The organism is Streptomyces sp. TAA486, assembly GCF_000426165.1.
In genome coordinates this window covers 65,629-90,844 of record NZ_AUEV01000022.1, presented here as the reverse complement: position 1 = coordinate 90,844, position 25,216 = coordinate 65,629, and the positions used below count along the sequence as shown (strand labels likewise).

At 70.1% G+C, this 25,216-nt stretch carries 21 protein-coding genes; 9 read left to right on the top strand and 12 right to left on the bottom strand.

Annotation, left to right across the window (positions count from 1 at the left end):
- On the top strand, positions 1–126 hold the full coding sequence (locus I004_RS40525; protein ID WP_486580421.1) for a hypothetical protein: 126 nt from the start codon (positions 1–3) through the stop codon (positions 124–126).
- A gap of 6 nt (positions 127–132) precedes the next feature.
- Here I004_RS40525 and I004_RS0126960 read toward each other — a convergent pair whose 3' ends face one another.
- Positions 133–1,065, bottom strand: coding sequence for a Ppx/GppA phosphatase family protein (locus I004_RS0126960; protein ID WP_028438050.1), 933 nt, complete (start codon positions 1,063–1,065; stop codon positions 133–135).
- 195 nt (positions 1,066–1,260) lie between these two features.
- On the opposite strand from I004_RS0126960, the gene I004_RS36290 reads away from it, so the two are divergent.
- On the top strand, positions 1,261–2,109 hold the full coding sequence (locus I004_RS36290; RefSeq protein WP_078511845.1) for a DUF3109 family protein: 849 nt from the start codon (positions 1,261–1,263) through the stop codon (positions 2,107–2,109).
- A gap of 58 nt (positions 2,110–2,167) precedes the next feature.
- On the opposite strand, the gene I004_RS39670 is transcribed toward I004_RS36290, so the two are convergent.
- Positions 2,168–4,027, bottom strand: coding sequence for a sigma-70 family RNA polymerase sigma factor (locus I004_RS39670; RefSeq protein ID WP_051345484.1), 1,860 nt, complete (start codon positions 4,025–4,027; stop codon positions 2,168–2,170).
- A 301-nt stretch (positions 4,028–4,328) separates the two neighbouring features.
- On the opposite strand from I004_RS39670, the gene radA reads away from it, so the two are divergent.
- Together radA and disA are read left to right on the top strand one after the other, a co-directional pair.
- A complete protein-coding gene (radA, locus tag I004_RS0126945) occupies positions 4,329–5,750 on the top strand; it encodes a DNA repair protein RadA (RefSeq protein ID WP_028438049.1) in 1,422 nt (473 codons plus the stop codon).
- Between the two features lie 70 nt (positions 5,751–5,820).
- Positions 5,821–6,948: a DNA integrity scanning diadenylate cyclase DisA gene (gene disA, locus I004_RS0126940; RefSeq protein WP_028438048.1), complete on the top strand. Its 1,128-nt coding sequence runs from the start codon at positions 5,821–5,823 to the stop codon at positions 6,946–6,948.
- An 86-nt stretch (positions 6,949–7,034) separates the two neighbouring features.
- Here disA and I004_RS0126935 read toward each other — a convergent pair whose 3' ends face one another.
- Positions 7,035–7,901, bottom strand: a complete 867-nt coding sequence (locus I004_RS0126935) for a hypothetical protein (protein ID WP_028438047.1) — start codon at positions 7,899–7,901, stop codon at positions 7,035–7,037.
- A 385-nt stretch (positions 7,902–8,286) separates the two neighbouring features.
- On the opposite strand from I004_RS0126935, the gene I004_RS0126930 reads away from it, so the two are divergent.
- Positions 8,287–9,243 (top strand): A/G-specific adenine glycosylase, encoded by a 957-nt coding sequence (locus tag I004_RS0126930; protein WP_028438046.1) that lies wholly within the window; start codon positions 8,287–8,289, stop codon positions 9,241–9,243.
- A gap of 77 nt (positions 9,244–9,320) precedes the next feature.
- Here the strand turns inward: I004_RS0126930 and I004_RS0126925 are convergent, their stop codons facing one another.
- The 3 genes from I004_RS0126925 to I004_RS0126915 all read right to left on the bottom strand — a co-directional run bounded on the left by I004_RS0126925 (position 9,321) and on the right by I004_RS0126915 (position 11,993).
- Complete coding sequence (locus tag I004_RS0126925; protein ID WP_028438045.1) at positions 9,321–9,791, bottom strand: VOC family protein; 471 nt, start codon at positions 9,789–9,791, stop codon at positions 9,321–9,323.
- Positions 9,792–9,860: 69 nt separating this feature from the next.
- Complete coding sequence (locus I004_RS36280) at positions 9,861–10,382, bottom strand: helix-turn-helix domain-containing protein (protein WP_486580417.1); 522 nt, start codon at positions 10,380–10,382, stop codon at positions 9,861–9,863.
- Positions 10,383–10,394: 12 nt separating this feature from the next.
- Positions 10,395–11,993, bottom strand: a complete 1,599-nt coding sequence (locus I004_RS0126915; protein ID WP_028438044.1) for an MDR family MFS transporter — start codon at positions 11,991–11,993, stop codon at positions 10,395–10,397.
- Positions 11,994–12,108: 115 nt separating this feature from the next.
- Here I004_RS0126915 and I004_RS0126910 point away from each other — a divergent pair, with 115 nt between their 5' ends.
- The gene (locus tag I004_RS0126910) at positions 12,109–12,669 is read left to right on the top strand and encodes a TetR/AcrR family transcriptional regulator (protein WP_051345483.1); all 561 of its coding nucleotides are present in this window, start codon (positions 12,109–12,111) and stop codon (positions 12,667–12,669) included.
- 168 nt (positions 12,670–12,837) lie between these two features.
- On the opposite strand, the gene I004_RS0126905 is transcribed toward I004_RS0126910, so the two are convergent.
- Positions 12,838–13,587, bottom strand: a complete 750-nt coding sequence (locus I004_RS0126905) for a peptidoglycan DD-metalloendopeptidase family protein (protein WP_028438042.1) — start codon at positions 13,585–13,587, stop codon at positions 12,838–12,840.
- A 440-nt stretch (positions 13,588–14,027) separates the two neighbouring features.
- Here I004_RS0126905 and I004_RS0126900 point away from each other — a divergent pair, with 440 nt between their 5' ends.
- Both I004_RS0126900 and I004_RS0126895 read left to right on the top strand, forming a co-directional pair.
- Positions 14,028–16,679, top strand: a complete 2,652-nt coding sequence (locus tag I004_RS0126900) for an NACHT N-terminal Helical domain 1-containing protein (protein WP_028438041.1) — start codon at positions 14,028–14,030, stop codon at positions 16,677–16,679.
- Positions 16,680–16,821: 142 nt separating this feature from the next.
- Complete coding sequence (locus I004_RS0126895) at positions 16,822–19,503, top strand: NACHT domain-containing protein (protein ID WP_028438040.1); 2,682 nt, start codon at positions 16,822–16,824, stop codon at positions 19,501–19,503.
- Between the two features lie 59 nt (positions 19,504–19,562).
- Here the strand turns inward: I004_RS0126895 and I004_RS0126890 are convergent, their stop codons facing one another.
- Positions 19,563–22,091: an ATP-dependent Clp protease ATP-binding subunit gene (locus I004_RS0126890; RefSeq protein WP_028438039.1), complete on the bottom strand. Its 2,529-nt coding sequence runs from the start codon at positions 22,089–22,091 to the stop codon at positions 19,563–19,565.
- A gap of 570 nt (positions 22,092–22,661) precedes the next feature.
- Here I004_RS0126890 and I004_RS36275 point away from each other — a divergent pair.
- Complete coding sequence (locus I004_RS36275; protein ID WP_078511844.1) at positions 22,662–23,126, top strand: hypothetical protein; 465 nt, start codon at positions 22,662–22,664, stop codon at positions 23,124–23,126.
- On the opposite strand, the gene I004_RS0126880 is transcribed toward I004_RS36275, so the two are convergent.
- From I004_RS0126880 to I004_RS39960, 4 genes are all read right to left on the bottom strand, one after another.
- On the bottom strand, positions 23,105–23,437 hold the full coding sequence (locus tag I004_RS0126880; protein ID WP_028438038.1) for a histone-like nucleoid-structuring protein Lsr2: 333 nt from the start codon (positions 23,435–23,437) through the stop codon (positions 23,105–23,107). The two genes, I004_RS36275 and I004_RS0126880, sit on opposite strands and share 22 nt — an antisense overlap.
- Before the next feature lie 190 nt (positions 23,438–23,627).
- Positions 23,628–24,155, bottom strand: a complete 528-nt coding sequence (locus tag I004_RS0126875; protein ID WP_028438037.1) for an amino-acid N-acetyltransferase — start codon at positions 24,153–24,155, stop codon at positions 23,628–23,630.
- 281 nt (positions 24,156–24,436) lie between these two features.
- Positions 24,437–24,844 (bottom strand): BlaI/MecI/CopY family transcriptional regulator, encoded by a 408-nt coding sequence (locus tag I004_RS0126870; protein ID WP_028438036.1) that lies wholly within the window; start codon positions 24,842–24,844, stop codon positions 24,437–24,439.
- 51 nt (positions 24,845–24,895) lie between these two features.
- The gene (locus I004_RS39960) at positions 24,896–25,066 is read right to left on the bottom strand and encodes a hypothetical protein (RefSeq protein ID WP_028438035.1); all 171 of its coding nucleotides are present in this window, start codon (positions 25,064–25,066) and stop codon (positions 24,896–24,898) included.
- Positions 25,067–25,216: the final 150 nt, after the last annotated feature.

Genomic DNA, 25,216 nt, shown 5'->3' with positions numbered 1-25,216 from the left:
ATGATCAACCTGGGAGCGGAAGGCCACCCCGCCGCGGTGCACCCGTTGATCGTCCCGCTGGTCACGACGCTGCCGCGACGCCCCATGGGGGCCGCGGCAGCGCGCGTACGGCCCCCGCTGCCGTGAGGGATCTCACGAGCCGCGCAGGTGGTCGAGGCGGCGCAGGATCACGCCCTCGCGCAGCGCCCAGGGGCAGATCTCGACCTCGTCGACGCGGAAGAGATCCATCGCGGCCTCCGCGACCATGGCGCCGGCGAGGAGTTGGCGAGCCCTGCCCTCCGAGACCCCCGGCAGTTCCGCACGTTCCTCGACGGTCATGGCTTCCAGGCGCGGGACCCATTCCTCCAGCCCGGCGCGGCTCAACCGCCGTTCGACGTACGGGCCTTCGGAGCTTCGTGCCGCACCGGCGATGCGGGCGAGCTGCTTGAACGTCTTGGACGTGCCCACCGCGTGGTCCGGGGAGTTGAAGCGGGTGAACTCGCCGACGACGCGGGCGATTTCGGTCCGTACGTGGCGGCGCAGCGACCGCAGCGCCTCCGTGTCGGGCGGATCACCGGGCAGCCAGCCGCTGGTGAGCCTGCCGGCGCCGAGGGGCAGCGAGACGGCGACGTCCGGCTCCTCGTCCTGCCCGAAGGCGATCTCCAGCGAGCCTCCGCCGATGTCGAGGAGCAGCAGCCGGCCCACGGACCAGCCGAACCAGCGACGCGAGGCGAGGAAGGTGAGCCGCGCCTCGTCCTCGCCCGTGAGCACCTCCAGCTTGACGCCGGTCTCCTCGGCGACGCGTGCGAGTACGTGCTCCGCGTTGGCCGCCTCGCGCACGGCGGAGGTGGCGAAAGGGAGAAGGTCCTCGACGCCCTGGTCCTCGGCGACTTGAAGTGCCTCGGCGACGGTGGCGGCGAGGCGGTCGATGCCGTCGGAGTTGATCGCGCCCTCCCCGTCGAGGAGTTCGGCGAGTCTGAGCTCTGCCTTGTGGGAATAGGCGGGAAGGGGTCGCGCGCCGGAGTGCGCGTCTACGACGAGCAGGTGGACCGTGTTCGAGCCCACGTCGAGGACACCGAGTCTCATACGGTCACGCTAGCCGTATCGGGCGCCGCCACGGCTACGCTGGGGCACGTGGGTAAGACGAAAGCGGCGAAGCGCCGGAAGCAGGGCGGACAGGTAAAGCCGGGGCAGCCGGGACAACAGGCCCAGGGAGCTCAAGAGGCACAGGGCCACCAGGAGGCACAGATCGCACAGCAGCGGGCCGGCGGGAGCAGTGCGGTGGACGAGGAAGCGCAGGGCCGGGACGGCGCCGGCCCCCGGTCCGAGGAGACCGGCCTGGACTTCCCGCGGGCCTGGGTGGAGTTCCCCGACCCCGCCGACGACGAACAGCTCTTCCGCTGCGACCTGACGTGGCTCACCTCGCGGTGGCAGTGCGTCTTCGGGCAGGGCTGTCAGGGCATCAGGCCCGGCCGGGCGGACGACGGCTGCTGCACGCTGGGCGCGCACTTCTCCGACGAGGAGGACGAGGAGCGCGTCGCCGCGCACGTGGCGCGACTGACGCCCGAGACATGGCAGTTCCACGACGTGGGCACCGAGTCCGGCTGGGTGGAGAACGACGAGAACGACGGGGAGCGGCAGACGCGCCGCTGGGATGGGGCGTGCATCTTCAACAACCGGCCCGGGTTCGCCGGCGGTCAGGGCTGTGCCCTGCACAAGCTGGCGCTGCGGGAGGGCCGGGAACCGCTGGAGACGAAGCCGGACGTGTGCTGGCAGCTGCCCATCCGCAGGACCTTCGAGTGGGTCGAGCAAGCCGACGGCGAGCAGGTGCTGGTCGTCTCGATCGGCGAGTACGACAGGCGGGGTTGGGGTCCGGGAGGGCACGACCTCCACTGGTGGTGCACCTCGGCACCCTCCGCGCACGGGGCCGGTGACCCCGTATTTGTGTCGTACAAGCCGGAGTTGACGGAGTTGATGGGAGAGGCGGGCTATGAGGCCCTCGCCGAGCTGTGCGAACAGCGGCTCGGTGCCGACGGCAACGGCGGTGCGGCTTCCCGTCCGGGGTCGCGGTTCTCGCCGCTGCCGCTGCTGGCTCCGCACCCGGCCGACCCGCGGCCGACGCGGAACTGAACGAGGGCGGTGGCCCCGGCCGGTCGGCTGTGTCGACCGGCCGGGGCCGCTGCCCGCGTCAGCGGGGGGACGAACTCGGGTCGCCGGAGGACGGGGGATCCGACGGCGGCGGAGTCGTCGGATCCTCTGACGGCGTCGGAGTGGGATCGTCGGACGGCGTCGGAGTCGGGTGGTTCGACGGCGGCTTCGGTGAGGTCGATCCGGAACCTCGTCCCTGGATCGTGACGACAGCACCGGACGGTGCGACCCGGATGTGCGCGGACCAGGCGCCCGCGGGCTCCCGGCTCCGCAGGACACCGACCCGGACCGTGATGGTCTCGCCGGGTCGCAGCACGCCGCTCGTACGGCTGAAGACCAGCCATGAGGCGTCACCGGACATCGACCAGCGCACGGGTGAACTCCCGCTCGCCGTCAGCCTGATGAGCGTCGCGCCGCCCACGGGCCGTGCGTCGACGGCCAGCCGGCCGGCGCCCTCGGTGGCCCCGTCCTTGTCCTTGCCGTCCTTGTCCTTGCCGTCCTTCTTGCGCGAGTCGGCGCCCTTGTCGTGCTTCCGGTGGCCGTCGTGCCCGCGCGTACCGTCCTGCGCCGCGTTCTCGAACGGCTGCCCGCGCAGGGCCGATTCCTCGTCGGGGCCGGCGGCCGAGACGGACGAGCCGTCCGACTCCCCGGTCAGCGGAGCACCCCGGTACGCCGCCCACAGCGCGAGCACGGGGGCGGCGATGACCGTGGCCACGACCGTGGTGGTCACGGCCCTGGAGCGCAGCTTGTCGCGGCGCGCGCCACGGTCCTTCACCTCCACCGGGAAGCCCGTCCTGTCGAACCGGGGGATGTGCTTGTGACGCGCCCGCCGCACGGCGAGCACGGCAGCCTCCACGGCCGGACTCGGGGCCTCGAGCACCGCCAGCACCGCGGTACCCGCCGGCGCGGTGCCCGGCCACGCGACGCCGGACATGGCCCGCTCGGCGGCGCGGCGGCAGTGCGGGCACTCGTCGACGTGCTTGACGAGTTCGCGCCGGAAGGCGGGGCCGAGCAGCAGCTGGTCCTCACCGGCGAGGCCCGAGACGGCGGGGCAGCCACCGGACTTGACGACGGCGAGCGCGGCGCGGGTGCGCTCCACCTCGCAGGCCGCCTGTGAGAGCACCGCGCTCGCGGCCTCGGCGCTGAGCGACAGCACGGCGGCTACTTCGTGCGCGGGCAGGCCGTGGCGCACCGCCAGTTCCAGCGCCTCACGCTGCTCGGGTGTGGTGCCGGCAGCCTCCGGCCATGCGAGGGCCGCCAGGTCGCGGCGGCGCTGCGTGCGAGCGGCCTCGGTGAGATGCGCGGCGGTGGCCGGCACCGTGCCGCGGTTGCCCTCGCGGCTGTTCTGCTCGGCCAGCCGACGCAGGCAGACCCAGCGGGCGAGCGCGTACAGCCACGGCCGGTGCAGGGCGCGGCGGGAGGGGGCGCGGTCACGCTCGTGCTGCCGCTCGGCGATCACGAGCGCTTCGCCGACGGCGCTGATGGCCGCGTCGTGCTCGCACATCACCGACAGGCAGTACGTGAACAGGCCGTCCAGGTACGGCTCGTAGCGGACCAGCCCCGGGTCGGTCGACCAGCCCTCCGGAGCCGCCTCTGCCGTTGCCGTCGCAACTGAGGCCGCACCGGCGCCGGCTGACCGACCGACCGACCCCTCGGCCTCGGGCCACGCGACCGTGCCGGCGGAGGTGCCCGCCGTGCGCACGGCGCCGGAGGTGCCCGCCGCGTCGGCGACGGCCGAAGCGGCCGCACCGGCCTTGCCGCTCGCCCCCGCCTTCGGGGACGAGCCGGCTCTGCTGAAGACCTTGGACGCACCGGAGCGCTGGTGCTGCTTCGGCCGCCGCACCGAATGCGCACGGTGTGCACCGGTGGTGTGCGTGGGGTGGTCGCGCCTGCTGCTCATCACCCGGAGACGGTAGGCGGGCGGCGCTTCCGCTGCGGACCCAGTTGCCCAGGTTTAATCCTTACGGGTGACCATCTCCCACGAAAGGGGACGTGCCTCCTCTCGAAGGGCCCAACTGCCCTTACACGCACGGGTGACACCGGGTGGCACGGGAAGCGGCCGACGCCGCACACGCAGCGTGACAGGAGAGCGCGGAAGGGTTGGCCCGAGCCGGTACGCGACGTCACCACCGGAGGTTCGAGCAGCCTGCGGAACCCGGGTGGTGCCCGCGCTGTCAGCGCCCCCGTCTACGGTGACGACCATGGCTCCCCGCAAACCCTCCGCCAAGGACCGCCCCACGTACCGCTGTTCGGAGTGCGGCTGGCAGACGGCCAAGTGGCTCGGCCGCTGCCCGGAGTGTCACGCGTGGGGCACCGTCGACGAGGTCGGCGGCGCTCCCGCCGCGCGCACGACGGCGCCCGGCCGCGTCTCCGCCTCCGCCCTGCCCATCGGCCAGGTCGACAGCACGCAGGTCGCGGCGCGCGGCACCGGTGTCCCGGAGCTGGACCGGGTGCTCGGCGGCGGGCTGGTGCCCGGAGCGGTGGTCCTGGTCGCGGGCGAGCCGGGCGTGGGCAAGTCGACGTTGCTGCTGGACGTCGCGGCCAAGGCGTCCGACGAGGCCCATCACACGCTTTACGTCACGGGTGAGGAGTCGGCGGGCCAGGTGCGGCTGCGCGCGGACCGCATCGGGGCGATCGGCGACCACCTGTACCTCGCCGCGGAGACCGACCTGTCCGCCGTCCTCGCGCACCTGGACGAGGTGAAGCCCAGCCTGCTGGTCATGGACTCCGTCCAGACCGTCGCGTCCCCCGAGATCGACGGCGCCGCCGGCGGAGTGGCACAGGTGCGCGAGGTGGCCGCCGCCCTGATCCGCGCCTCCAAGGAGCGCGGCATGTCCACGCTGCTCGTCGGCCACGTCACCAAGGACGGGTCGATCGCCGGGCCGCGCCTCCTGGAGCATCTCGTCGACGTCGTCCTGCACTTCGAGGGCGACCGTCACGCGCGGCTGCGCCTGGTGCGCGGCGTGAAGAACCGGTACGGGACGACCGACGAGGTCGGCTGCTTCGAGCTCCACGACGAGGGCATCACGGGCCTCGCCGACCCTTCAGGGCTCTTCCTGACCCGGCGCGCCGAGCCGGTACCGGGCACCTGCCTGACGGTGACGCTGGAGGGCCGCCGTCCCCTCGTCGCGGAGGTGCAGGCGCTCACCGTGGACAGCCAGATCCCCTCCCCCCGGCGCACGACCTCTGGCCTGGAGACCTCCCGCGTCTCGATGATGCTCGCGGTGCTGGAGCAGCGGGGCAGGATCAGCGCCCTCGGCAAGCGGGACATCTACAGCGCGACCGTCGGCGGCGTGAAGCTCTCCGAACCGGCCGCGGACCTGGCCGTCGCGCTGGCTCTGGCGAGCGCGGCGAGTGACACCCCGCTCCCGAAGAACCTCGTCGCCGTGGGCGAGGTCGGTCTCGCCGGTGAGGTGCGCCGCGTCACGGGCGTGCAGCGCCGGCTCGCGGAGGCCGCCCGTCTGGGCTTCACACACGCCCTCGTTCCGGTCGACCCCGGGAAGGTCCCGGAGGGCATGCGCGTGCGCGAGGTCGCGGACATCGGGGATGCGCTGGCCGTGCTGCCCACCCGGTCCAAGGCGTCCGGCACACTCCGGCAGGGTGCCGCCCCGCCAGCGCAGTAGGGTGCGGCGCGCGCCGCCGGTAGACTTTGCCCCGGTCCCGCCCGTACGCACGAACGACCGAAGGAGTGCCGTGGCAGCCAATGACCGGGCAGCAGCTCCCGGCAGGACCGGTGGGGGAGGATCCGGTGCCGAGGGCCTGATGCGCGCCACGCTGAGCGCGGTGGCGCCCGGTACAGCCCTGCGTGACGGCCTTGAGCGGGTCCTGCGAGGCAACACCGGCGGACTCATCCTCCTCGGCATGGACAGGAACGTCGAACCGCTGTGCACCGGCGGCTTCGTCCTCGATGTGGACTTCTCGGCGACGCGGCTGCGCGAGCTGTGCAAGCTGGACGGCGCGCTGATCATCGACCGTGACATCACCAAGATCGTGCGGGCCGGCGTACAGCTCGTGCCGGACGCCTCGATCCCCACGGAGGAGACCGGCACCAGGCACCGCACCGCGCAGCGGATCTCCATCCAGACGGGATACCCGGTGGTCTCCGTCAGCCAGTCGATGCGACTGATCGCGCTCTACGTGGACGGGCAGCGGCGCGTGCTGGAGGACTCGGCGGCGATCCTCTCCCGCGCCAACCAGGCCCTGGCCACCCTGGAGCGCTACAAGCTGCGGCTCGACGAGGTCGCGGGAACGCTCTCCGCACTGGAGATCGAGGACCTGGTGACGGTACGCGACGCCTCCGCCGTGGCCCAGCGCCTCGAAATGGTGCGCCGCATCGCGACGGAGATCGCGGAATACGTCGTGGAGTTGGGCACGGACGGGCGGCTGCTCTCCCTCCAGCTCGACGAGTTGATCGCGGGAGTCGAGCCGGAGCGCGAGCTGGTGGCCCGCGACTACGTGCCGGAGCCGAGCGGGCGCCGCTCCCGCACGGTCGGCGAGGCCCTCGGCGAACTGGACAGGCTCACCCACTCCGAGCTGCTCGAACTGCCCACGGTGGCGCGGGCGCTGGGCTACAGCGGGGCTCCCGAGACGCTGGACTCCGCCGTCTCACCCCGCGGATTCCGGCTGCTGGCGAAGGTGCCGAGGCTGCCGGGCACCGTCATCGAGCGCCTGGTCGAACACTTCGGCGGTCTGCAGAAGCTGCTCGCGGCGAGCGTGGACGATCTGCAGACTGTCGACGGAGTCGGAGAGGCGCGGGCCCGCTCCGTGCGGGAAGGACTCTCCAGACTCGCGGAGTCCAGCATTCTGGAGCGGTACGTCTGAGGGGACGTTACCTGCCGGGCGGCCGCACACCGGCGCCCGGCCGTCCCGCGCACGCCTGCTGCCGGGTCTCGTAGGGGAAGCGGCCCCTATTTCAGTTCGAAGGAGGCGTCGAGCTCCTTCACGCCCTTGACGTCGACCTCGATCTCGTAGTCACCGGGCTTCACCGAATCGCTCGCCGGCGTACCGCAGTTGGCCACACTGGGCTCGCGGTACCAGACGAAGGTGTGGGTGGAGGTCCCGCTCCCGGAGAGCTGGTAGAGCGCGGGCTTCTCATCGCGTACGCAGTCGTCGGACTCCCAGATCTTCTTGCCGCCGGCGCTCTTGACGGTGACGATCGACTCCTTGCGTCCCAGGTCGAGCTTGCAGGGCGTGCCGCGCTTGTTCTTCACCGTCAGCTCGAACTCGGGCTTCTCCCCCGGCTCGTACTCCTCGTGCACGCTGCGTAGGGTCACCGTGACGCCGGAACCGCAGGCCGGCAGCTTGGACCCGGCCGGTACGGCCGCGCCGCCGCCGGAATCACCCGAGCCGCCTCCCGCTCCCGAGCCGGAACCGCCGCCGCCCGCGCTGTCGCCGCCGGTGGTGGCCGACGAGCCGCTGCCGCCGGGCCGCCAGCCCGAGCCGCCGCCCGACGATCCGTCATCCGCGCCACCGGATCCGCCGTCCCCTTCGTCGCCTCCGGAGCCGCCCTGGGAGCCGGCGCCCTCGTTGGACTCGTCGCGCCCGCCGGGGCGTTCGGTGATCGCGGGACCGGAATCCGTCGGCCCGGGTGTGATGGTGCTGACGGGCGGCTTGCCGTCGTCACCCTTGCCCTGGTTGCCACTGTCACCGCCGCCCAGGCCGAGCGCCCAGACCGCGAGCAGAACCAGCAGCGCGACGATGACAAGAGCAACTGCCCTTCGGCGCCAGTAGATGGAGGAAGGGAGGGGGCCGATCGGATTACGCAGTGATCCCACGCGCAAACCTTACGAGACAACGCGGGCCCCAAAGCCCGGTACCCGTTGCACGATGCGGCAACTTTTATGATGAACGTGCGGATCATCCGTACCTGAATTGCGAAGACCCTGTACACACACCTCTCATAGGCTGATGTGACGACCCTTCACGAGCACCGGAGGGCTTCCGTTCAGGAAGTCTCCGCATCCGGCACGGGGCCGCTGCCGCCGTCAGCGCGCCACGATCTCGCCCACCGCGCCGCCCACTTCGCGCACGCGCGTTCCAACTCCCCGTCCCGCCGGGACAGCGGCGCGTACCAGGGGTGTCACGGATGAGATGACCACACCCGTCGCCTGTGCGTCGCGTCTCTCGGGCGGCTGCCTCCGTGTCAGGATCGGTCCTGCCATGACTGCGACCACCGAGACCGCTCCGCCCGAGCCCGAGCCCGGAGCCGAGTCGGCAGAGACCCCCGGCTCCTTCGAGCAGACCGCCCGCGCCCTCCACTCCCCCGTCGTCGACTGGTTCGACGCGAACGCCCGAGACCTTCCCTGGCGCCGCCCCGAAGCGGGCGCGTGGGGGGTCATGGTCAGCGAGTTCATGCTGCAGCAGACCCCCGTGAACCGGGTGCTGCCGGTGTACGAGCAGTGGCTCAGCCGCTGGCCACGCCCCGCCGACCTCGCCGCCGAACCGCCCGGCGAAGCCGTGCGCGCCTGGGGGCGGCTCGGCTACCCGCGGCGCGCTCTGCGCCTGCACGGTGCCGCGGCCGCCATAGCTGAACGGCACGGCGGCGACGTGCCGCGCGAACACCCGCAACTCCTGGCGCTGCCCGGCGTCGGCGAGTACACGGCGGCGGCCGTCGCCTCATTCGCATACGGACAGCGGCACGCGGTCCTGGACACCAACGTCCGCCGCGTCTTCGCCCGTTCGGTCAGCGGCCGGCAGTACCCGCCGAACGCCACCACCGCCGCCGAGCGCAAGCTCGCCCGCGCGCTGCTCCCCGAGGACGAGACGACGGCGGCGCGCTGGGCGGCCGCGACGATGGAACTCGGGGCGCTGGTGTGCACCGCTCGCGCCCCCTCCTGCTCGCGGTGCCCGATCACGCATCTCTGTGCGTGGCAGCTTGCGGGTGCTCCCGAACACGTGGACCCGCCGCGCCGCACCCAGACCTATGCCGGGACGGACCGGCAGGTGCGCGGGAAGCTGCTGGCGGTGCTGCGCGAGGCGGTGACGCCCGTGCCGCAGGCCACCCTCGACCGCGTCTGGAACGACCCCGTACAGCGGGCGCGCGCCCTGGACGGACTGGTGGCCGACGGCCTCGTCGAGCCGATGCACGGCGGCTTCTACCGGCTGCCACTCACCTGACCTCGACGGCGCCGCCGGTCCCCCGGGCGCGGCGGCGCCGTCGGCTTGTCCTTCCCGGGCGTCGTCCCGGGCTCGTCCTAGGCGTCGCCCTGTGCGTCGTCGACGGAGCCGCTCCAGGGCTTGCTCATGTCCAGCTCCTCGCTCTCCCGCTGCTGGGTGAGCGAGTACCAGTTGCCGGACGGATCGCGGAAGAGAGCCTCGATGCCGTACGGGCGCTCCTGCGGCTCCTGAAGGAACTCGACGCCCTTCGCCTTCAGCTCGGCATACGTGGCGTGGCAGTCGTCGGTGCTGAACACGCCCGCCCCGAGCGCGCCCTTGTTCACCAGCGTCGTCATGGCCTCGCGCGACTCCGGGTCCAGGCCGGGGCCGTCCGGGCGCATCAGGGTGAGCTGCACGTCGGGCTGCCCGGGAGGGCTGACGGTGACCCAGCGCATCTCGCCCATGTCCATGTCCATGCGCTCGGTGAAGCCGAGGGTCTCGACGAAGAACTTCTTGTCGCGCTCCTGGTCGGTGGACCAGACGGTGGTGATGGCCAGACTCTTGATCACGGTCAGCTCCGGATCTGTCGACGGTCAGGGATCTCGCCGCGGCAGTGCCCGCGGCTGTGTCTCACCTTTTCAGCGCCGCTGTCGGGGGGCTTCTCCGTTGTTGCGCTCTTCGCCGCCCGGCACCGGCCCGTCGCCGGGCGAGCCCTCAGGGCCCGTGCCCGGCGGACGCCCGGGCGCCGGAGGAGCCTCCTTGAAGCCGCCGGTGAAGAGCATCGCGTAGCAGCCGGGGATCATCGCCGCCGCCCTGCGGCCGTGCTGCCTGCGGTAGTCGCTCGGGCTGGTGCCGGTCTGCTTCTTGAAGCGCGCGGAGAAGGTGCCGAGGCTGGTGAAGCCCACCGCCATGCAGATCTCCGTCACCGACAGGTTCACCGAGCGCAGCAGCTCCTCCGCCCGCTCGATCCGGCGGCGGCTGAGGTACTGGCCCGGCGACTCCCCGTAGGCGGCCTTGAAGGCCCGGACGAAGTGATAACGCGAGTAACCGGCATGGGCCGCGACGGCGTCCAGGTCGAGCCCGGGATCGGACCAGTCGCGGTCCATGGCGTCCTTGGCGAGGCGCATGGCGCGCAGTCGCGCCATGCCCGGCGTGTTCATGCGTAGAGGCTGTCACACGGGGCTGACACTGCCCTCGGGCTCCGTGGACGGTTCGGCCTCGTCCTTCGCGGCCGGCTCTTCGCCCTTGAGCGGGACCTCCCTGACGAACCAGGTGGCGACGAAGATGAGCAGCGCCGTCACGGCCGCGACCAAGAAGACGGTGTGTGTGCCGTCGGCCACCGCGTGCTCGTACGCCTCGCGCACCTGCGCCGGCAGCCGCTCCAGCGACGCCGCGTCCAGCTGCGCGGGTGTCCCGCTGCCACCGCTGGGCCCGCCGCCCGCGGCGGGGCCAGCGCGCTCGGTCATGGTCTCCCGGACGCGGTCGGCGAAGAGCGTGCCCATGAGGGCGACGCCGAAGGAGCCGCCGATCGTGCGGAAGAGCGTGGTCGTCGACGAGGCGACACCCATGTCCTTCAGCTCCACGCTGTTCTGTGCGATGAGCATCGTCAGCTGCATCAAAAAGCCCATGCCGGCGCCGAGCACCATCATGTAGAGCGCGGAGGTGGTCCGGCTCGTGCCGACGTCCAGCTGCGCGAGGAGGAGGAGCCCGACGGGGATCAGGGCGCCGCCGATCACCGGATACGCGCGGTACCGGCCGGTGCGCGTGGTGGCCCGGCCCGTGGTCACGGAGACGACCATCATCGGCAGCAGCACGGGCAGGAGCAGCAGCCCGGAGTTGGTCGCCGAGGCGCCCTGGACGCTCTGCTGGTAGAGCGGCAGGAACGTCATGGCTCCGAACATCACGAAGCCCAGCAGGAAACCGATCAGCGCCATCAGTGAGAAGTTGCGGCTGCGGAAGATGCCCAGCGGCAGTACGGGCTCCGCGACCCGCCGCTCCACGACGAGGAACGCCACGACCGCGGCGAGCGCCAGCGCGGAGAGGCCGATGATCACGGACGAGGACCAGTCGTACTCCGTGCCGCCCCAGCTGGTGACCAGTACCGCGGCGGTGATCCCCGTGGTGAGCAGGATCGCCCCCGTGTAGTCGATGCTGCCCTTCGCACGCCTCCTGGGCAGATGCAGCAGGGTGACGACCATGACGAGCGCGATGCCGCCCAGGGGGACGTTGATGTAGAAGGCCCAGCGCCAGCCGAGGTGGTCGGTGAGGGTGCCTCCCACGAGCGGGCCACCGATCATGGCGAGCGACATGACTCCGGCCATCATGCCCATGTACTTGCCGCGCTCGCGGGGCGGCACCAGCTCGCCCATGATCGCCATCGCGCCGACCATCAGGCCGCCGGCACCGAGACCCTGGAGCGCGCGGAAGCCGATGAGCTGGGACATCGTCTGTGCGGCACCCGAGGCGACGGAACCGGCGAGGAAGACCACGATCGAGGTCAGGAAGACGCCCTTGCGGCCGTACATGTCGCCGATCTTCCCCCAGAGCGGCGTCGAGGCGGCCGTCGTGAGGGTGTAGGCGGTGACCACCCAGGAGAGGTGCTCAAGGCCGCCGAGCTCGCCCACGATCGTGGGCATCGCGGTGCCGACGATCATGTTGTCGAGCATGGCCAGCATCACGGCGATCATCAGCGCGAAGACGGACATCCGTACGCTGGGGCCGGGCCCTCCGTCGGCCTTCCCGGCCGGCTGTCCCGCTGTCTCCGTGCTCATCCCGCTCCCCCACCTCACTTACTTGCCGACCGGCTAGTTGAGTACCATGAGCAAGTTAGGACGGCAGCTAGCCGGGCGTCAAGTAAGTTTGTCGGGAGACGAGGGGCCGAGGCTCATGACCAGGGGCAACACGCGGCAGCGCATTCAGGACGTCGCCCTGGAGCTCTTCGCGGCACGCGGATACGAGAAGACCTCGCTCCGGGAGATCGCCGAGCATCTCGGCGTCACCAAGGCCGCGCTGTACTACCACTTCAAGACCAAGGAAGACATCGTCATCAGCCTGTTCGAGGACCTGGCCCGGCCCTGCGACGAGCTGATCGCATGGGCCGGCGAGCAGCCTCCCGTCCTGGAGACGAAGCTGGAGGTGCTGCGGCGCTACAGCGAGGTCCTGCACCAGGCCGCCCCCCTCTTCCGCTTCATGCACGAGAATCAGGCCACGATGCGCGAGCTGAGCATCGGCGAGTCCTTCAAGGACCGACTGCTGAAGCTGATCGCCATCATCCAGCTGCCGGACGCCGGGCTGAGCGATCAAGTGCGCTGTTCCGCCGCGCTGTTCACGGTGCACGCAGGGATGTTCACGCTTCAGGACATCGAGAGCGACCCCGAGGACAAGCGTCAGGCCGTCCTCGAAGTCGCCCAGGAGCTGCTGGCCACGGCGCACGGGGGCAGTGACTGACCCAGCCGGCGCGCTGCGCGGTGGCACGACCCGGCCGAGGGACGAGCCCGTCCGCACCAGGTCGCACAGACCACCGCGGCGCGGTTCCCGTCCCGTGGGGGAACCGCGCCGGGCAGAACCGCCCCGGCCGGACCGGTCGGGACCGGTCCGGCCGGGGCTGACGGCTCGTCAGATCTTGACGCCGTGCGAACGCATGACCTGGACCGGCTCCTTGCCGGACCCGTAGTCAGGCGTGCTGCGGATCTCGAAGTGCAGATGCGGACCGGACGAGTTGCCGGTCGAGCCCGAAAGCCCGATCTTCTGGCCGGTCTTCACCTGCTGACCGGACTTCACCTTCAGCTTCGAGAGGTGCGCGTACTGGGAGTAGGTGCCGTTCTTGTGCTTGATGACGATGGCGTTGCCGTACGAAGAGCCGTCACCGGCGCCGTTCGGGCCCGCCTTGACGACGGTGCCGCTGTGCACGGCCTTCACGGGAGTGCCGGTCGGCACCGCGAAGTCCTGGCCGGAATGCTTGTGCGACCAGCGGTCACCGCTGTTGCCGAACCCAGCACTCAGCTGGTACTTGCCGGACACGGGCTTGGTCCATGAGTGCGCCTTCTTCTTCACGGAGCTCTTGCGGTCGGCGCTGCGCGAACTCCGGTCTTCCTTCTGGTCCTCCGCGCGCTCCTGCGCCTTCTTCTTGGCCGCGGCCTGCATGTGCTGCTGGTCGGCCTGCGCACGCGCGGAGTCGGCCTGTGACCGCGCGGAGTCGGCCATCTGCGACGCGGTTCCTGACGCGAAGACGTCGCCCTGCCCGTCCGAGTGGGCGGCGACAGCCGAGCCCGCACCCAGGACCACCGATACGCCGAGCCCGGCCGCTATTACGGCGAGGCGGTTGCGGCTACGGGGGTTGTGCGCGTTCTTGGGCGTCTTCGACATACGGGTACTACCTCCGGAATGGCTTGGGGGAACCCCGGCGTGGGATCTCGGGGACAAATCATTGGTAACCCGCACGATCCGGGATACCAAAGAGCGTTATTACTAATGCGGCCGGTAAGGACAGAGAGGACGGCAAGGCACTCTTAAGGATTATTCGGACAGCGTCCATGCGGCCGTCCCCTCACAACCGCTCTGTGCAGCGGCGCACCGCGGAAGGCGGAAGACCGGAACTCGGCGCCGCGGCACTCCTAACGCCGCTCGTACACGCCTGCGGGGCTGTGCCCCACCTCACGCCGAGAAGCATCTGCGGGGCCGGTTCACAGGGGTGGCGAGTGACCCACGTCGCATGACCGTGTGTGCATGCGCGGACAGGGAGCGTGCATCCCTGCGACTCCCCAACTCCCGCGCCGGGCGCCCTTCCCGTCCCTTACGATCCGCCCATGGAGCCCGTCACGATCGCCACGCGCATCGCCTCCGCAGCGGTCGGACCGATCGTCAAGAAGCTGTTCGTGCAGGAGGGCCCGGGAGCGGGACTGACCGACCGGCCGGTCCGCGTCTCCTCGCTCGTCTCCTTCAGGGGCGAGAAGCGCACCCTCACGGACAGGGACCTGCGCAGGCTGGCCGCCGAGTTGACGGAGCGCGCCGCTCACGTGTCCGGCCCGCGCGAGGGCCCCTGCGAGGAGACCCGCCGCGAACTGGCCGACGCGCTCACGACCGCCTTGCACAGCCTCGGCGACCTGGAGATGGACGACGTGCAGGCAGTTCGCCTCGGACCCCAGGGCCTTGCGCGGAGGCTGACCGTCCCGCGCTCGCTCTCGGCCGACGCCGACGCGTACTTCGGGCCCCTGCTGCACACGGCCTGCCTGCACATCCTGGACTTCTTCAGCCGCCGCTCGACGTTCATCCCCCGCACCCTCACCGAGCAGACGCACCAGCTCGACCGCCTCATCAACACCGCCGATCTGCTCCTCGAACGCGTCCCGGCACGCTCGGCGGAGGACGCCCGCTTCGAGCAGCGCTACGCGGAGCACATCGCCCGCAGGCACGGGGAACTGGCCATCTACGGCCTCGACTTCGGCCACCACCGCGAGTGGCGCCTCGACGCCGCCTACATACCGCTCGAGATCACGCAGGACACGCCGGACGCCCAGGGGACGCACGGTGGCGCAGATGAGCAGGTACAGCCCCTCCGTTCGGGGGCACCGCTGGCGGCCGACCGCATCCTGGCCGGTCACGACCGGGTCTTGCTGCGCGGCGGCGCCGGCTCGGGCAAGACGACGCTGATGCAGTGGCTGGCGGTGACGGCCGCCCGGCAGGCCTACGACGAGCAGACGACGCATCTGCTGGGCCGCGTCCCCTTCGTACTGCCGCTCCGTCGCATCATGCACGAGGGCCTGCCTGCACCGGACCGCTTCCTGCACGCGGTACGCAGCAACCTCGCCGGGGCGCAGCCCGACGGGTGGGCCCTGCGGGTGCTCACGGCGGGCCGTGCGCTCCTCCTGATCGACGGCGTCGACGAGGTGCCCGCGGACCGGAGGGAGGAGGCGAGGCGCTGGCTGCGGGAACTGACCGGCGACTTCCCCGGCAACCTCTGGCTGGTCACGTCGCGTCCGTCCGCCGCTCCCGAGAACTGGCTGGCCGGGCAGGGCTTCACGGAGCTGTCTCTCTCGCCGATGTCGCGTTACGACGTCGCCGCGTTCATCAGCCGCTGGCACAGCGCCGCCGAGGCGGAGCCCGGACATGCCGAGGCCCTGATCACCGCCGTCCGCACCAACCCCGACCTGGGGCGTCTCGCCGTCAACCCGCTGATGTGCGGGCTGCTGTGCGCGCTCAGCCGCGAACGCTGCGGGGCCCTCCCGTACGGCCGCAGGGATCTGTACGACGCGGCGCTCTCGATGCTGCTGGAGCGCCGCGACCGCGAGCGTTCCGTACCGGTACCGGACGGGCTGCGCCTGACGAAGGACGCTCAGTTGCTGCTGCTCGAGCGGCTGGCGCACTGGATGATCCGCAACGGCCGCACGGAGATGGACGAGGAGGACGCCGTCGCCCAACTCGGCCGCTCGCTGCCGTTGGTGGCTCCGGTCGACGCCACACCCAGGGAGCTCTTCCGGTATCTGCTCGACCGGTCCGGGGTGCTGCGCGAACCGGCGGAGGGCCGCGTCGACTTCGTACACCGCACGTTCCAGGACGCTCTGGGCGCCAAGGCGGCGGTCGAGGAGGGCGACTTCCCGCTGCTGCTCGACAACGCGCACAAGGATCACTGGGAGGACGTGATCCGCATGGCGGTCGCCTACGCGCAGCCCGTGGACCGTGCGCGGCTGCTGCGCGGGCTCGTCACGCGCGTGCCGGACGAGGACGGTTCGGAAGGAGCGAAGGAGGGCGCGGATGGAGCGGAGGAGGGCCGGCAGCCCGGCGGCGTACGGAATCTGCTGCTGGCCGCGGCCTGCCTGGAGCATGCGACCGACCTGCATCCGCAGGTGCGCGAGGAGGTCACCGCGAAGACCTCGCGGCTCTTCCCGCCGAGGAGCATGGCCGCTGCGCGTCATGTGGCCGATATCGGGGGCCCGATGCTGCTGGGACTGCTGCCCGGACCGGAGGGGCTCACGGACGCCGAGGCCACGTGTGCGGTCGTGGCCGCCTCCCGTACGGGTACGGACGCCGCGCTCCCGGTGCTGGCACGCTTCCGCGACCACTCCTCGCTCGATCTGAGGCGTCAACTGGTCTGGGCGTGGCACCGGTTCGACACGGACGAGTACGCGCGCGAGATCATCGCTCATCTCGACGAGTCGCAGCTGTACTTCACCGCGCACCACACCGACCATCTGCGTGCTCTGCGTGCCATGGGCGGCCGCTCGCGCGTCCAGATCGTCGGCAAGTACCACCCCGACCAGCTGGTCGAACACCTCGACCCGCACCGGCTGACGCACCTGTGGCTGCGCGACGGCTACGTGCGTCAGGGTGGGCAGGAGTGGCTTTCCGCCTTCCCGCGCCTGCACACGCTCGTCGTCCCGGAGACGGCGCCCCGGTACACGGCAACTCTCCCCGCCCATCTGACAGTTGTGCGGGAGAGCGACGTGTTCTCCGCCGGCTGACGGCGGTCGGCTCCCCGACCGTGGCCGGGCGGGGTCCGGCCGAATAGGCTGGACACGCAACGTGACCTGACGCACACTCATCCGCTTCGCCTGTCAGCGCACTCCACCGCCGACAGCAGCCCTGCCGGGAGTCCCCGAGTCCATGGATCAGCCCGTCGTACGTCTCGCCTCCTCCGTCGTCGACCCGCTCATCAGTCCTCTTCTCGTTCCGGGCCCGGTCGCTGCCGCCGCTCCGGCGTCTCCCTCGGGGCGGCTCATGGCCCACCTGGTCGCCTACCGCGGCGAGGAACCGACGCTGGGCTGGGCCGAACTGTCCGAGGTGGCCGCCGAGTTGATGCGGCTGGGACTGAGGGGCACGGGGCAGCGGCTGGCCGCGGACGAGGAGCCCGCCGTCGCGAACCTCCTCGCACACTCGCTGTGGGCGGTCGGCGACCTGGACACCACGGACGCGGAGGCCGTGCGGCTGGGGGCGCCCGCATACGCGAGGCGGCTGCACTCCGCCGTGCCGGACACCGACCCCGAACTGTCCTCCGAGGCCTCGTGGTTCTTCGAGGACCTGCTGGCGGCCGTCTGCCTCCACTTCCTCCATCTGATCGTCGAGAGCTCCCCCGCGCTCGCCAACTCGCTTCCCGACCAGTGCAAGTACGTCCGCGAACTCGTCGAATTCGAGGACAGGGAGGCGCTGGCGGCGTCGGCGGCCCGGCCCGGCCCGGAGGACGCCGAGTTCGAGCTGCGGTATCTGCGGCACGTCGCGGAGCAGTTCAACCGCGTCACCATCTACGGCATCGACCTGCCCAACCCCGACGCGCCCGACCACTGGTCCCTCGACGCGACCTACCTCAACCTCTCCGCGGAGTTCAGCGGCGACGGCGACACCGCAGACGCCAACGGCGACGGGCAGGGCTTCCCCGAGGAGAACGCAGATCAGAGCGGCGACGAGCACGGCAGCGAATCAGGTGCCGGTGCCGGAGGGGCCGCCCCCGTCATGACCGCGGACCGCGCACTGGCCAGGCACAAACGCGTGCTGCTGCGCGGGGTCGCGGGCTCGGGCAAGACCACCCTCATCCAGTGGCTGGCCGTCTCCACCGCACGCGCGGCCCTCCCCGAGGAACTGCAGACGCTGCACGACCGCATACCTTTCGTGCTGCCCGTGCGCCGCTTCGCCACCGAGGGATTTCCCGCTCCCGCGGAGTTCCTGTCGGCCGTGCACCATCCACTCGCGGCGGAGGCACCGGAGGGCTGGGTCGAACGCGTACTGGCCTCGGAGCGGGGCCTGCTTCTCGTCGACGGCATCGACGAGGCGCCGGAGCCCCAACGCGAGGCGGTCCACGTCCAGTTACGCCCGCTGCTGCAGAGGTACTCCGGCAACCTGTGCCTCGTCACCTCGCGTCCGCCGGCCGTGGACGCGGACTGGCTGGCCGAGGACGGCTTCACGGACCTCACTCTCGCCCCGATGAACCGCGACCAGGTCGCGGCCTTCATCACCGCCTGGCACACCGCGGCACGCACCGACGAGGGGAAAGACCACGACCGTCTGAACGAGTACAAGGAAATGCTGCTGCGGTCCATCCCACTCTTCCGCGAGCTGCGCGTACTCGCCACCAATCCGCTGATGTGCGGGCTGATCTGCGCCTTGAACCGCGACAGGTCGGGCTCCATGCCGAAGGGCCGCGGGGAGCTGTACGACGCGGCGATGAAGATGCTCCTGGAGCGACGCGACCCCGAGCGGCGGGTGCAGGCGGACACGATCGTCCTGCCACGCGCGCACCGCGAGACCCTGCTGCGCAAGCTCGCCTTTCGCATGCTGACCGACGAGCGCACCGTTCTCGACCACGCGGGCGCGCTACGGGAGATCGCTCGTCACCTCCCCGCCCTGCCCAAGGTCGCGGGTCAGGGAAATCCGGAGCAGATCTTCGACCACTTGCTGGAGCGCACCGGGCTGCTGCGTGAACAGGCGGACAGATCCGTGGAGTTCGTCCACCGCACGGTTCAGGACTACCTGGCGGCGAAGGAAGCGGTGGAGCAGGGCAGTCTGGACCTGCTGTTGGAGCACGCGCACGAGCCGGAGTGGGAGGAAGTCTTCCGCATGGCGGTCGCCCACGCCCGCCCGCGCGAGTGCGCGACGCTGCTGCAGGGACTCCTCGCTCCCGGAGCGATCGGGATGAAGCGGAAGCGGCGGCGGCTGCTCGCGGCGGCGTGTCTGGAGTACGTCACCGAGCTGGACCCGGAGACCCACGCCCGCGTGCGCCGCGAGACGCAGAACATGGTCTCGCCCACCGACGACCGGGGCGCCCGCGGGCTCGGCTGGGTCGGCCCGATCGTGCTGGAGATGATTCCCGATCCGGCGTCGGTGCCGGAGGAGAAGGCATACCGGCTGGCCCTCACCGTGACGCGCATCGAGGACGACGCCGCCGTCGACTATCTGGCCCGGATGCGGCACCGCAAGTCGCTGAAGGTGCGTACCGAACTCGCCCGCGGGTGGCGCAACTTCGAGACGGAGCGGTACGCGGCAGAGGTCATCCGGCACCTCGACCCCGAAGGGCTGTTCTTCCCCGTCACGGACCGGGCCGAGCTGACGGAGTTGCGGAAGCTGGGCGGCAGGGAGCGGGTGAAGATCGTCGGCCGGTTCACACCGGGTGAGCTGCTGGACGGGCTCGTGGCCGACCGGCTCACCCATCTGTGGATCGCCTTCGACCTGGGCGCGGGCATGAAGATGGGGTGGCTGAGCTCGTTCCCGTCGCTGACCGCGCTGCGCGTGGATCCGCGCCTGCCACCGGTGACCGACGTACCGGACGGCATACGCGTCATCGAGCACCCCGCATGAACCACGAGAAGTCCCCCGCCACTCGGTGACGGGGGACTTCTCGCAGTAGGGCCTCGGCCTTACGCCTCCTTGGAGAGGTTGGGGCCACCGCCCGCCGCCGACTCCACCGGAGGTGCGTCGGGCAGGGCGGCCTTCTCCTCGCCGCGGAAGGTGAACTTCTTGTCCTCGTCGGTCTCACCCTCGGTGTCCACGACCACGATGTGGCCAGGACGCAGCTCACCGAAGAGGATCTTCTCGGACAGCTGGTCCTCGATCTCGCGCTGGATCGTCCGGCGCAGCGGCCGGGCGCCCATCACGGGGTCGTAGCCTCGCTTCGCGAGCAGCTGCTTGGCGTCCGTGCTCAGCTCCAGACCCATGTCGCGGTCCTTGAGCCGCTCGTCCACCATCGCGAGCATCAGGTCGACGATGCGGATGATGTCGTCCTGGGTCAGCTGGTGGAAGACCACCGTGTCGTCGACACGGTTGAGGAACTCCGGGCGGAAGTGCTGCTTCAGCTCGTCGTTGACCTTGGCCTTCATCCGGTCGTACCCGGCACTGACGTCACCCTGGCCGGCGAAGCCCAGGTTGAACCCCTTGGAGATGTCCCGGGTGCCGAGGTTGGTCGTCATGATGATGACCGTGTTCTTGAAGTCGACGACCCGGCCCTGGGAGTCGGTCAGGCGGCCGTCCTCCAGGATCTGCAGCAGGGAGTTGAAGATGTCCGCGTGCGCCTTCTCGACCTCGTCGAAGAGGACCACGGAGAACGGCTTGCGGCGGACCTTCTCGGTCAGCTGACCGCCCTCTTCGTATCCCACGTATCCGGGAGGCGAGCCGAAGAGCCGGGAGACGGTGTGCTTCTCGCTGAACTCCGACATGTCGAGGGAGATCAGCGCCTCCTCGTCGCCGAAGAGGAACTCGGCGAGCGTCTTGGACAGCTCCGTCTTACCAACACCGGACGGGCCCGCGAAGATGAACGAACCACCGGGACGCTTCGGGTCCTTCAGACCGGCGCGCGTACGCCGGATCGCCTGGGAGAGCGCCTTGATGGCGTCCTCCTGCCCGATGACGCGCTTGTGCAGCTCGTCCTCCATGCGCAGCAGACGCGAGGACTCCTCCTCGGTGAGCTTGAAGACCGGGATGCCCGTGGCCGTGGCCAGGACCTCCGCGATCAGCTCCTCGTCCACCTCGGCGACGACGTCCATGTCGCCGGCCTTCCACTCCTTCTCCCGCTTGGCCTTCTGGGCCAGCAGCTGCTTCTCCGTGTCGCGGAGAGAGGCCGCCTTCTCGAAGTCCTGCGAGTCGATCGCGGACTCCTTGTCCCGGCGCACGTTCGCGATCTTCTCGTCGAACTCGCGCAGGTCCGGCGGCGCGGTCATCCGGCGGATGCGCATGCGGGAGCCGGCCTCGTCGATCAGGTCGATCGCCTTGTCCGGCAGGAACCGGTCGGAGATGTAGCGGTCGGCGAGCGTGGCGGCGCCGACCAGGGCGGCGTCCGTGATGGAGACGCGGTGGTGCGCCTCGTACCGGTCGCGCAGACCCTTGAGGATCTCGATGGTGTGCGGCAGCGACGGCTCGGCGACCTGGATGGGCTGGAAGCGGCGCTCGAGGGCCGCGTCCTTCTCCAGGTGCTTGCGGTACTCGTCGAGCGTCGTGGCACCGATCGTCTGCAGCTCACCGCGGGCCAGCATCGGCTTGAGGATGCTCGCGGCGTCGATCGCGCCCTCGGCGGCGCCCGCACCGACCAGCGTGTGCAGCTCGTCGATGAACAGGATGATGTCGCCGCGGGTGCGGATCTCCTTGAGCACCTTCTTCAGGCGCTCCTCGAAGTCACCGCGGTAGCGGGAGCCGGCGACCAGGGCACCCAGGTCGAGGGTGTAGAGGTGCTTGTCCTTGAGGGTCTCCGGCACCTCGCCCTTGACGATCGCCTGCGCCAGACCCTCGACGACGGCGGTCTTGCCGACGCCGGGCTCGCCGATGAGCACCGGGTTGTTCTTCGTACGGCGCGAAAGCACCTGCATGACCCGCTCGATCTCCTTCTCGCGCCCGATGACCGGGTCGAGCTTGGATTCGCGGGCGGCCTGCGTGAGGTTGCGGCCGAACTGGTCCAGGACAAGGGAGGTCGAGGGCGTGCCCTCGGCGGGGCCGCCTGCGGTGGCCGCCTCCTTGCCGCCGGAGTAGCCGGAGAGCAGCTGGATGACCTGCTGCCGCACCCGGTTCAGATCGGCGCCCAGCTTCACGAGGACCTGGGCGGCGACGCCCTCGCCCTCGCGGATCAGGCCGAGCAGGATGTGTTCCGTACCGATGTAATTGTGGCCGAGCTGAAGGGCCTCACGGAGCGACAGCTCCAGCACCTTCTTCGCACGGGGCGTGAAGGGGATGTGGCCCGAGGGCGCCTGCTGGCCCTGGCCGATGATCTCCTCCACCTGCTGGCGGACCGCCTCGAGCGAAATCCCGAGGCTCTCCAGTGCCTTAGCGGCGACACCCTCACCCTCGTGGATCAGGCCCAGGAGGATGTGCTCGGTGCCGATGTAGTTGTGGTTGAGCATCCGGGCTTCTTCCTGAGCCAGGACGACAACCCGCCGCGCGCGGTCGGTGAACCTCTCGAACATCGTTAATCGCTCCTCAGAGCGGTCAGGCAGTAAGGGGACGCTCCCCTCTCTGTCCTTCCGCAGCTTAGTCCCGCAAGCGGGGACCGCTCATTCCATCTGCCGACTCCGGCCCGGCTGCGCCGACGGCCGGCCACGCTCCCGAGGGAAGCACAGTCGGGCCTCCTTCCCCGAACAGCCGACAACACTTCCAACCCGATGGTGCGAGACGATGTTCCCGCAGGCCAGGCGTATCCACCCTGATTCACTACGCCCACGGCGAACGGCTCTTGGCCGAATGGCTCCCGGCTCGTCGTCATCGCTCTTCGCACCCCCCGTGTCACCAGGTCTTTGTGCTGCTGTCCGGCCTGAAGCAGGCAGGACCGACCTCAGAACCTTCTTACCCGCTCGCACTGACACTCCATGCCGGGCTTGTCCGAGTCGGCAGAGGGCATCCGCTGAGGGCGAACAGCCTTGCACCTGGCGCTTCTCACGCACGTCACCTTGTGCGCACGCGTGAACACACAGAGCTGTCAAGTGTAGCCGCGGCACAACGCCCCGTAACCCGGAGGGGGTTCGTCAGTTGCTCCGGTCGTGAGCTTCGCGATTCCCGGGCCGCACACGGCTTCCGGCGCCCACGTCCCCGGGGGCGGGGGCGCCGGTGAGGGTGCCCCGGAAGGCGCCGGCGGTTACGACGCGCTGGTGCTTTCCGCGGATGCGGGCCTGGCACTGCTGCGGCGCCGGGGCGTGCAAACGGGACCCGTGGCGTTCGACAGGGAAAGCGGATGCGTTCAGCTGCTCGTCCCGGAGGGCAGCGCGGAGGAATTACCGGGACTGCTGGAGTGGCTCGAATGGGGCGGCATCGAACTGGGGCTGGCGGGCCGTACCGCTTACGACCCTCGGGAGGCCGCCGTATGGCTGCGGCCTCCCGGGCCGGGGCGTGAGGCGGATCGCATCGATCTCGTACGGCTGGTCAGCGCTGCGGCGACGGAATGCCACCGGGCGAGGCTTCGAAGCACCGCACGTAAGTCGCGGGATCAGCCGTTGGCCTTCTCGTAGGCCTCTCGGATATTGGCCGGAACACGGCCGCGGTCGTTGACCTCGTAACCCTGTTCCTTCGCCCAGGCACGGATCTTCGCGGTGTCCTGACTGCTGCCGCCGCCGGAGACACGGCCCTTTCCGCGAGCCGAACGGCCACCGGTACGCCGGCCGCCCTTCACATACGGATCGAGCACCGTACGGAGCTTGTCCGCATTAGAGGTGGACAGGTCGATCTCGTAGGTCTTCCCGTCCAGAGCGAACGTCACTGTCTCGTCGGCCTCGCCGCCCTCGAGGTCGTCGACCAGAAGAACCTGAACCTTCTGCGCCACCGCGTACTCCCATTCGTCATGGATAACTCGATTACTGATACTGACGAAGAAAGCAAACCGCTTTTCGGGGAGAAACACAAACCCTCGGTTGAGTTTGTCCGGTCCACCGACGGGATTGGCGGGATCTTTCGGACAAAGCGCCACCGTCGTCCCTCGGTCGAGTGGCATGGAGCGGTCACGAGTCCGTCACTCAGAGATGCAGAAGCATGCGACTGTTGCCCAAGGTGTTCGGCTTCACTCGTTCGAGACCCAGGAACTCTGCCACTCCCTCGTCAAAGGAACGCAGCAGTTCGCTGTAGACATCGCCGTCGACCGGCGTCTCCCCGATCTCCGTGAAGCCGTGCCTGGTGAAGAAGTCCACTTCGAAGGTGAGACAGAAAATGCGCCGCACACCCAGCCATCGTGCGGTGTTCAGGAGCTTCTCCAGCAGGAGATGACCCACGCCGGTGCCCTTGAGCGCGGGATCGACCGCGAGCGTCCTGACCTCGGCCAAGTCCTCCCACATCACATGGAGAGCGCCGCATGCGACCACCTCGGCGTCGTGATCGCGTTCCGCCACCCAGAACTCCTGAATGTCCTCGTAAAGGGTGACCGTGGCTTTGTCGAGCAGGATGCGGTCGCGTGAGTAGACATCGATGAGGTGGCGCACTGCGCGCACATCTGTCGTGCGTGCACGGCGGACGGTGACTTCTGATACGGAAGGGGATGGGGACGCCATGAACGGGACGCTATCGCCCTTGCCGAAGGCGGCACTCTCCGGGTCCGGGGCGTTCCCCGACGCCTTCCTGAGACGTTCCGGTGGCCTTCCCGGAGACGTTCCGGGCACGTTCCGCCACAGGTTCCCGAGCGGCTTCCTGAGCGCTTCCGTTCCGGGGCCGCGCTCCCCTGCTCCGTGAGTTCCGCGAGTTCAGCACCGTTCTACGGCGTTCTACGGAGTTCTACGGGACTCCACGGGTTCAGCGCGTTCCGCGTTCAACCGCGGTCCTTCTTCTGCGTTGGCTAGTGGGTCTCACGCGGCGCTCTCTCCGGAGCATCGACATGCACATCGTTCAGCTGCACGACGCGCAACGCATCACGTACGGCATCGAGCTGTTCCGGAGTCATGCGGCCGAAGAACTCCACGAGAGCGGCGGCGGCGTTGTCACTCGACGCCCAGGCCTCGTTCATGAGTGCGGCGGAGTAGGCGGCACGCGTCGAGACCGGCTCATATCGATAGGCCCGGCCTTCTTGGCGTCTGCGGAGCCAGCCCTTCTGGTGGAGGTTGTCCATTACGGTCATGACCGTCGTGTACGCGATGGACCGGTCGTCCCGCAGATCCTCGAGAACTTCCCGCACGGTGACGGGACGGTTCCACCGCCATACCCGCGTCATGACGGCGTCTTCCAACTCTCCCAATGGCCGAGGCACGCCGTGAATAATAGTCGGAGTTGTCCCGAATACCGCAGGGAAGATCGCGGATCAGTCCGCTTTCTTCTGCCTGACGCGCTCCGCACGGGCGAAGGCGGCGTCCACGGCCGCGTCTTCCTTGGCCTTGTTCGCGCCACCCTGGCTCTTCACGATCGTCACGATGAGAGCGGTGAATGCCACCGCCATCACGACGGGCGGTGTCAGTGCCGCGATGTAGTCCATGCCTGTCGTGCCTCCTTCAGAACAGGCCTCCAGACTACGGCAGCCCTCCAGGGCGCCCGAGACCGGCCACGGGCGCCTGAGGGAGCGTGAGGGCGCACGGCTCCCTCAGTCCCTCAGCTACGGCTGACGCCCGTCACCTACGGTCGGCGT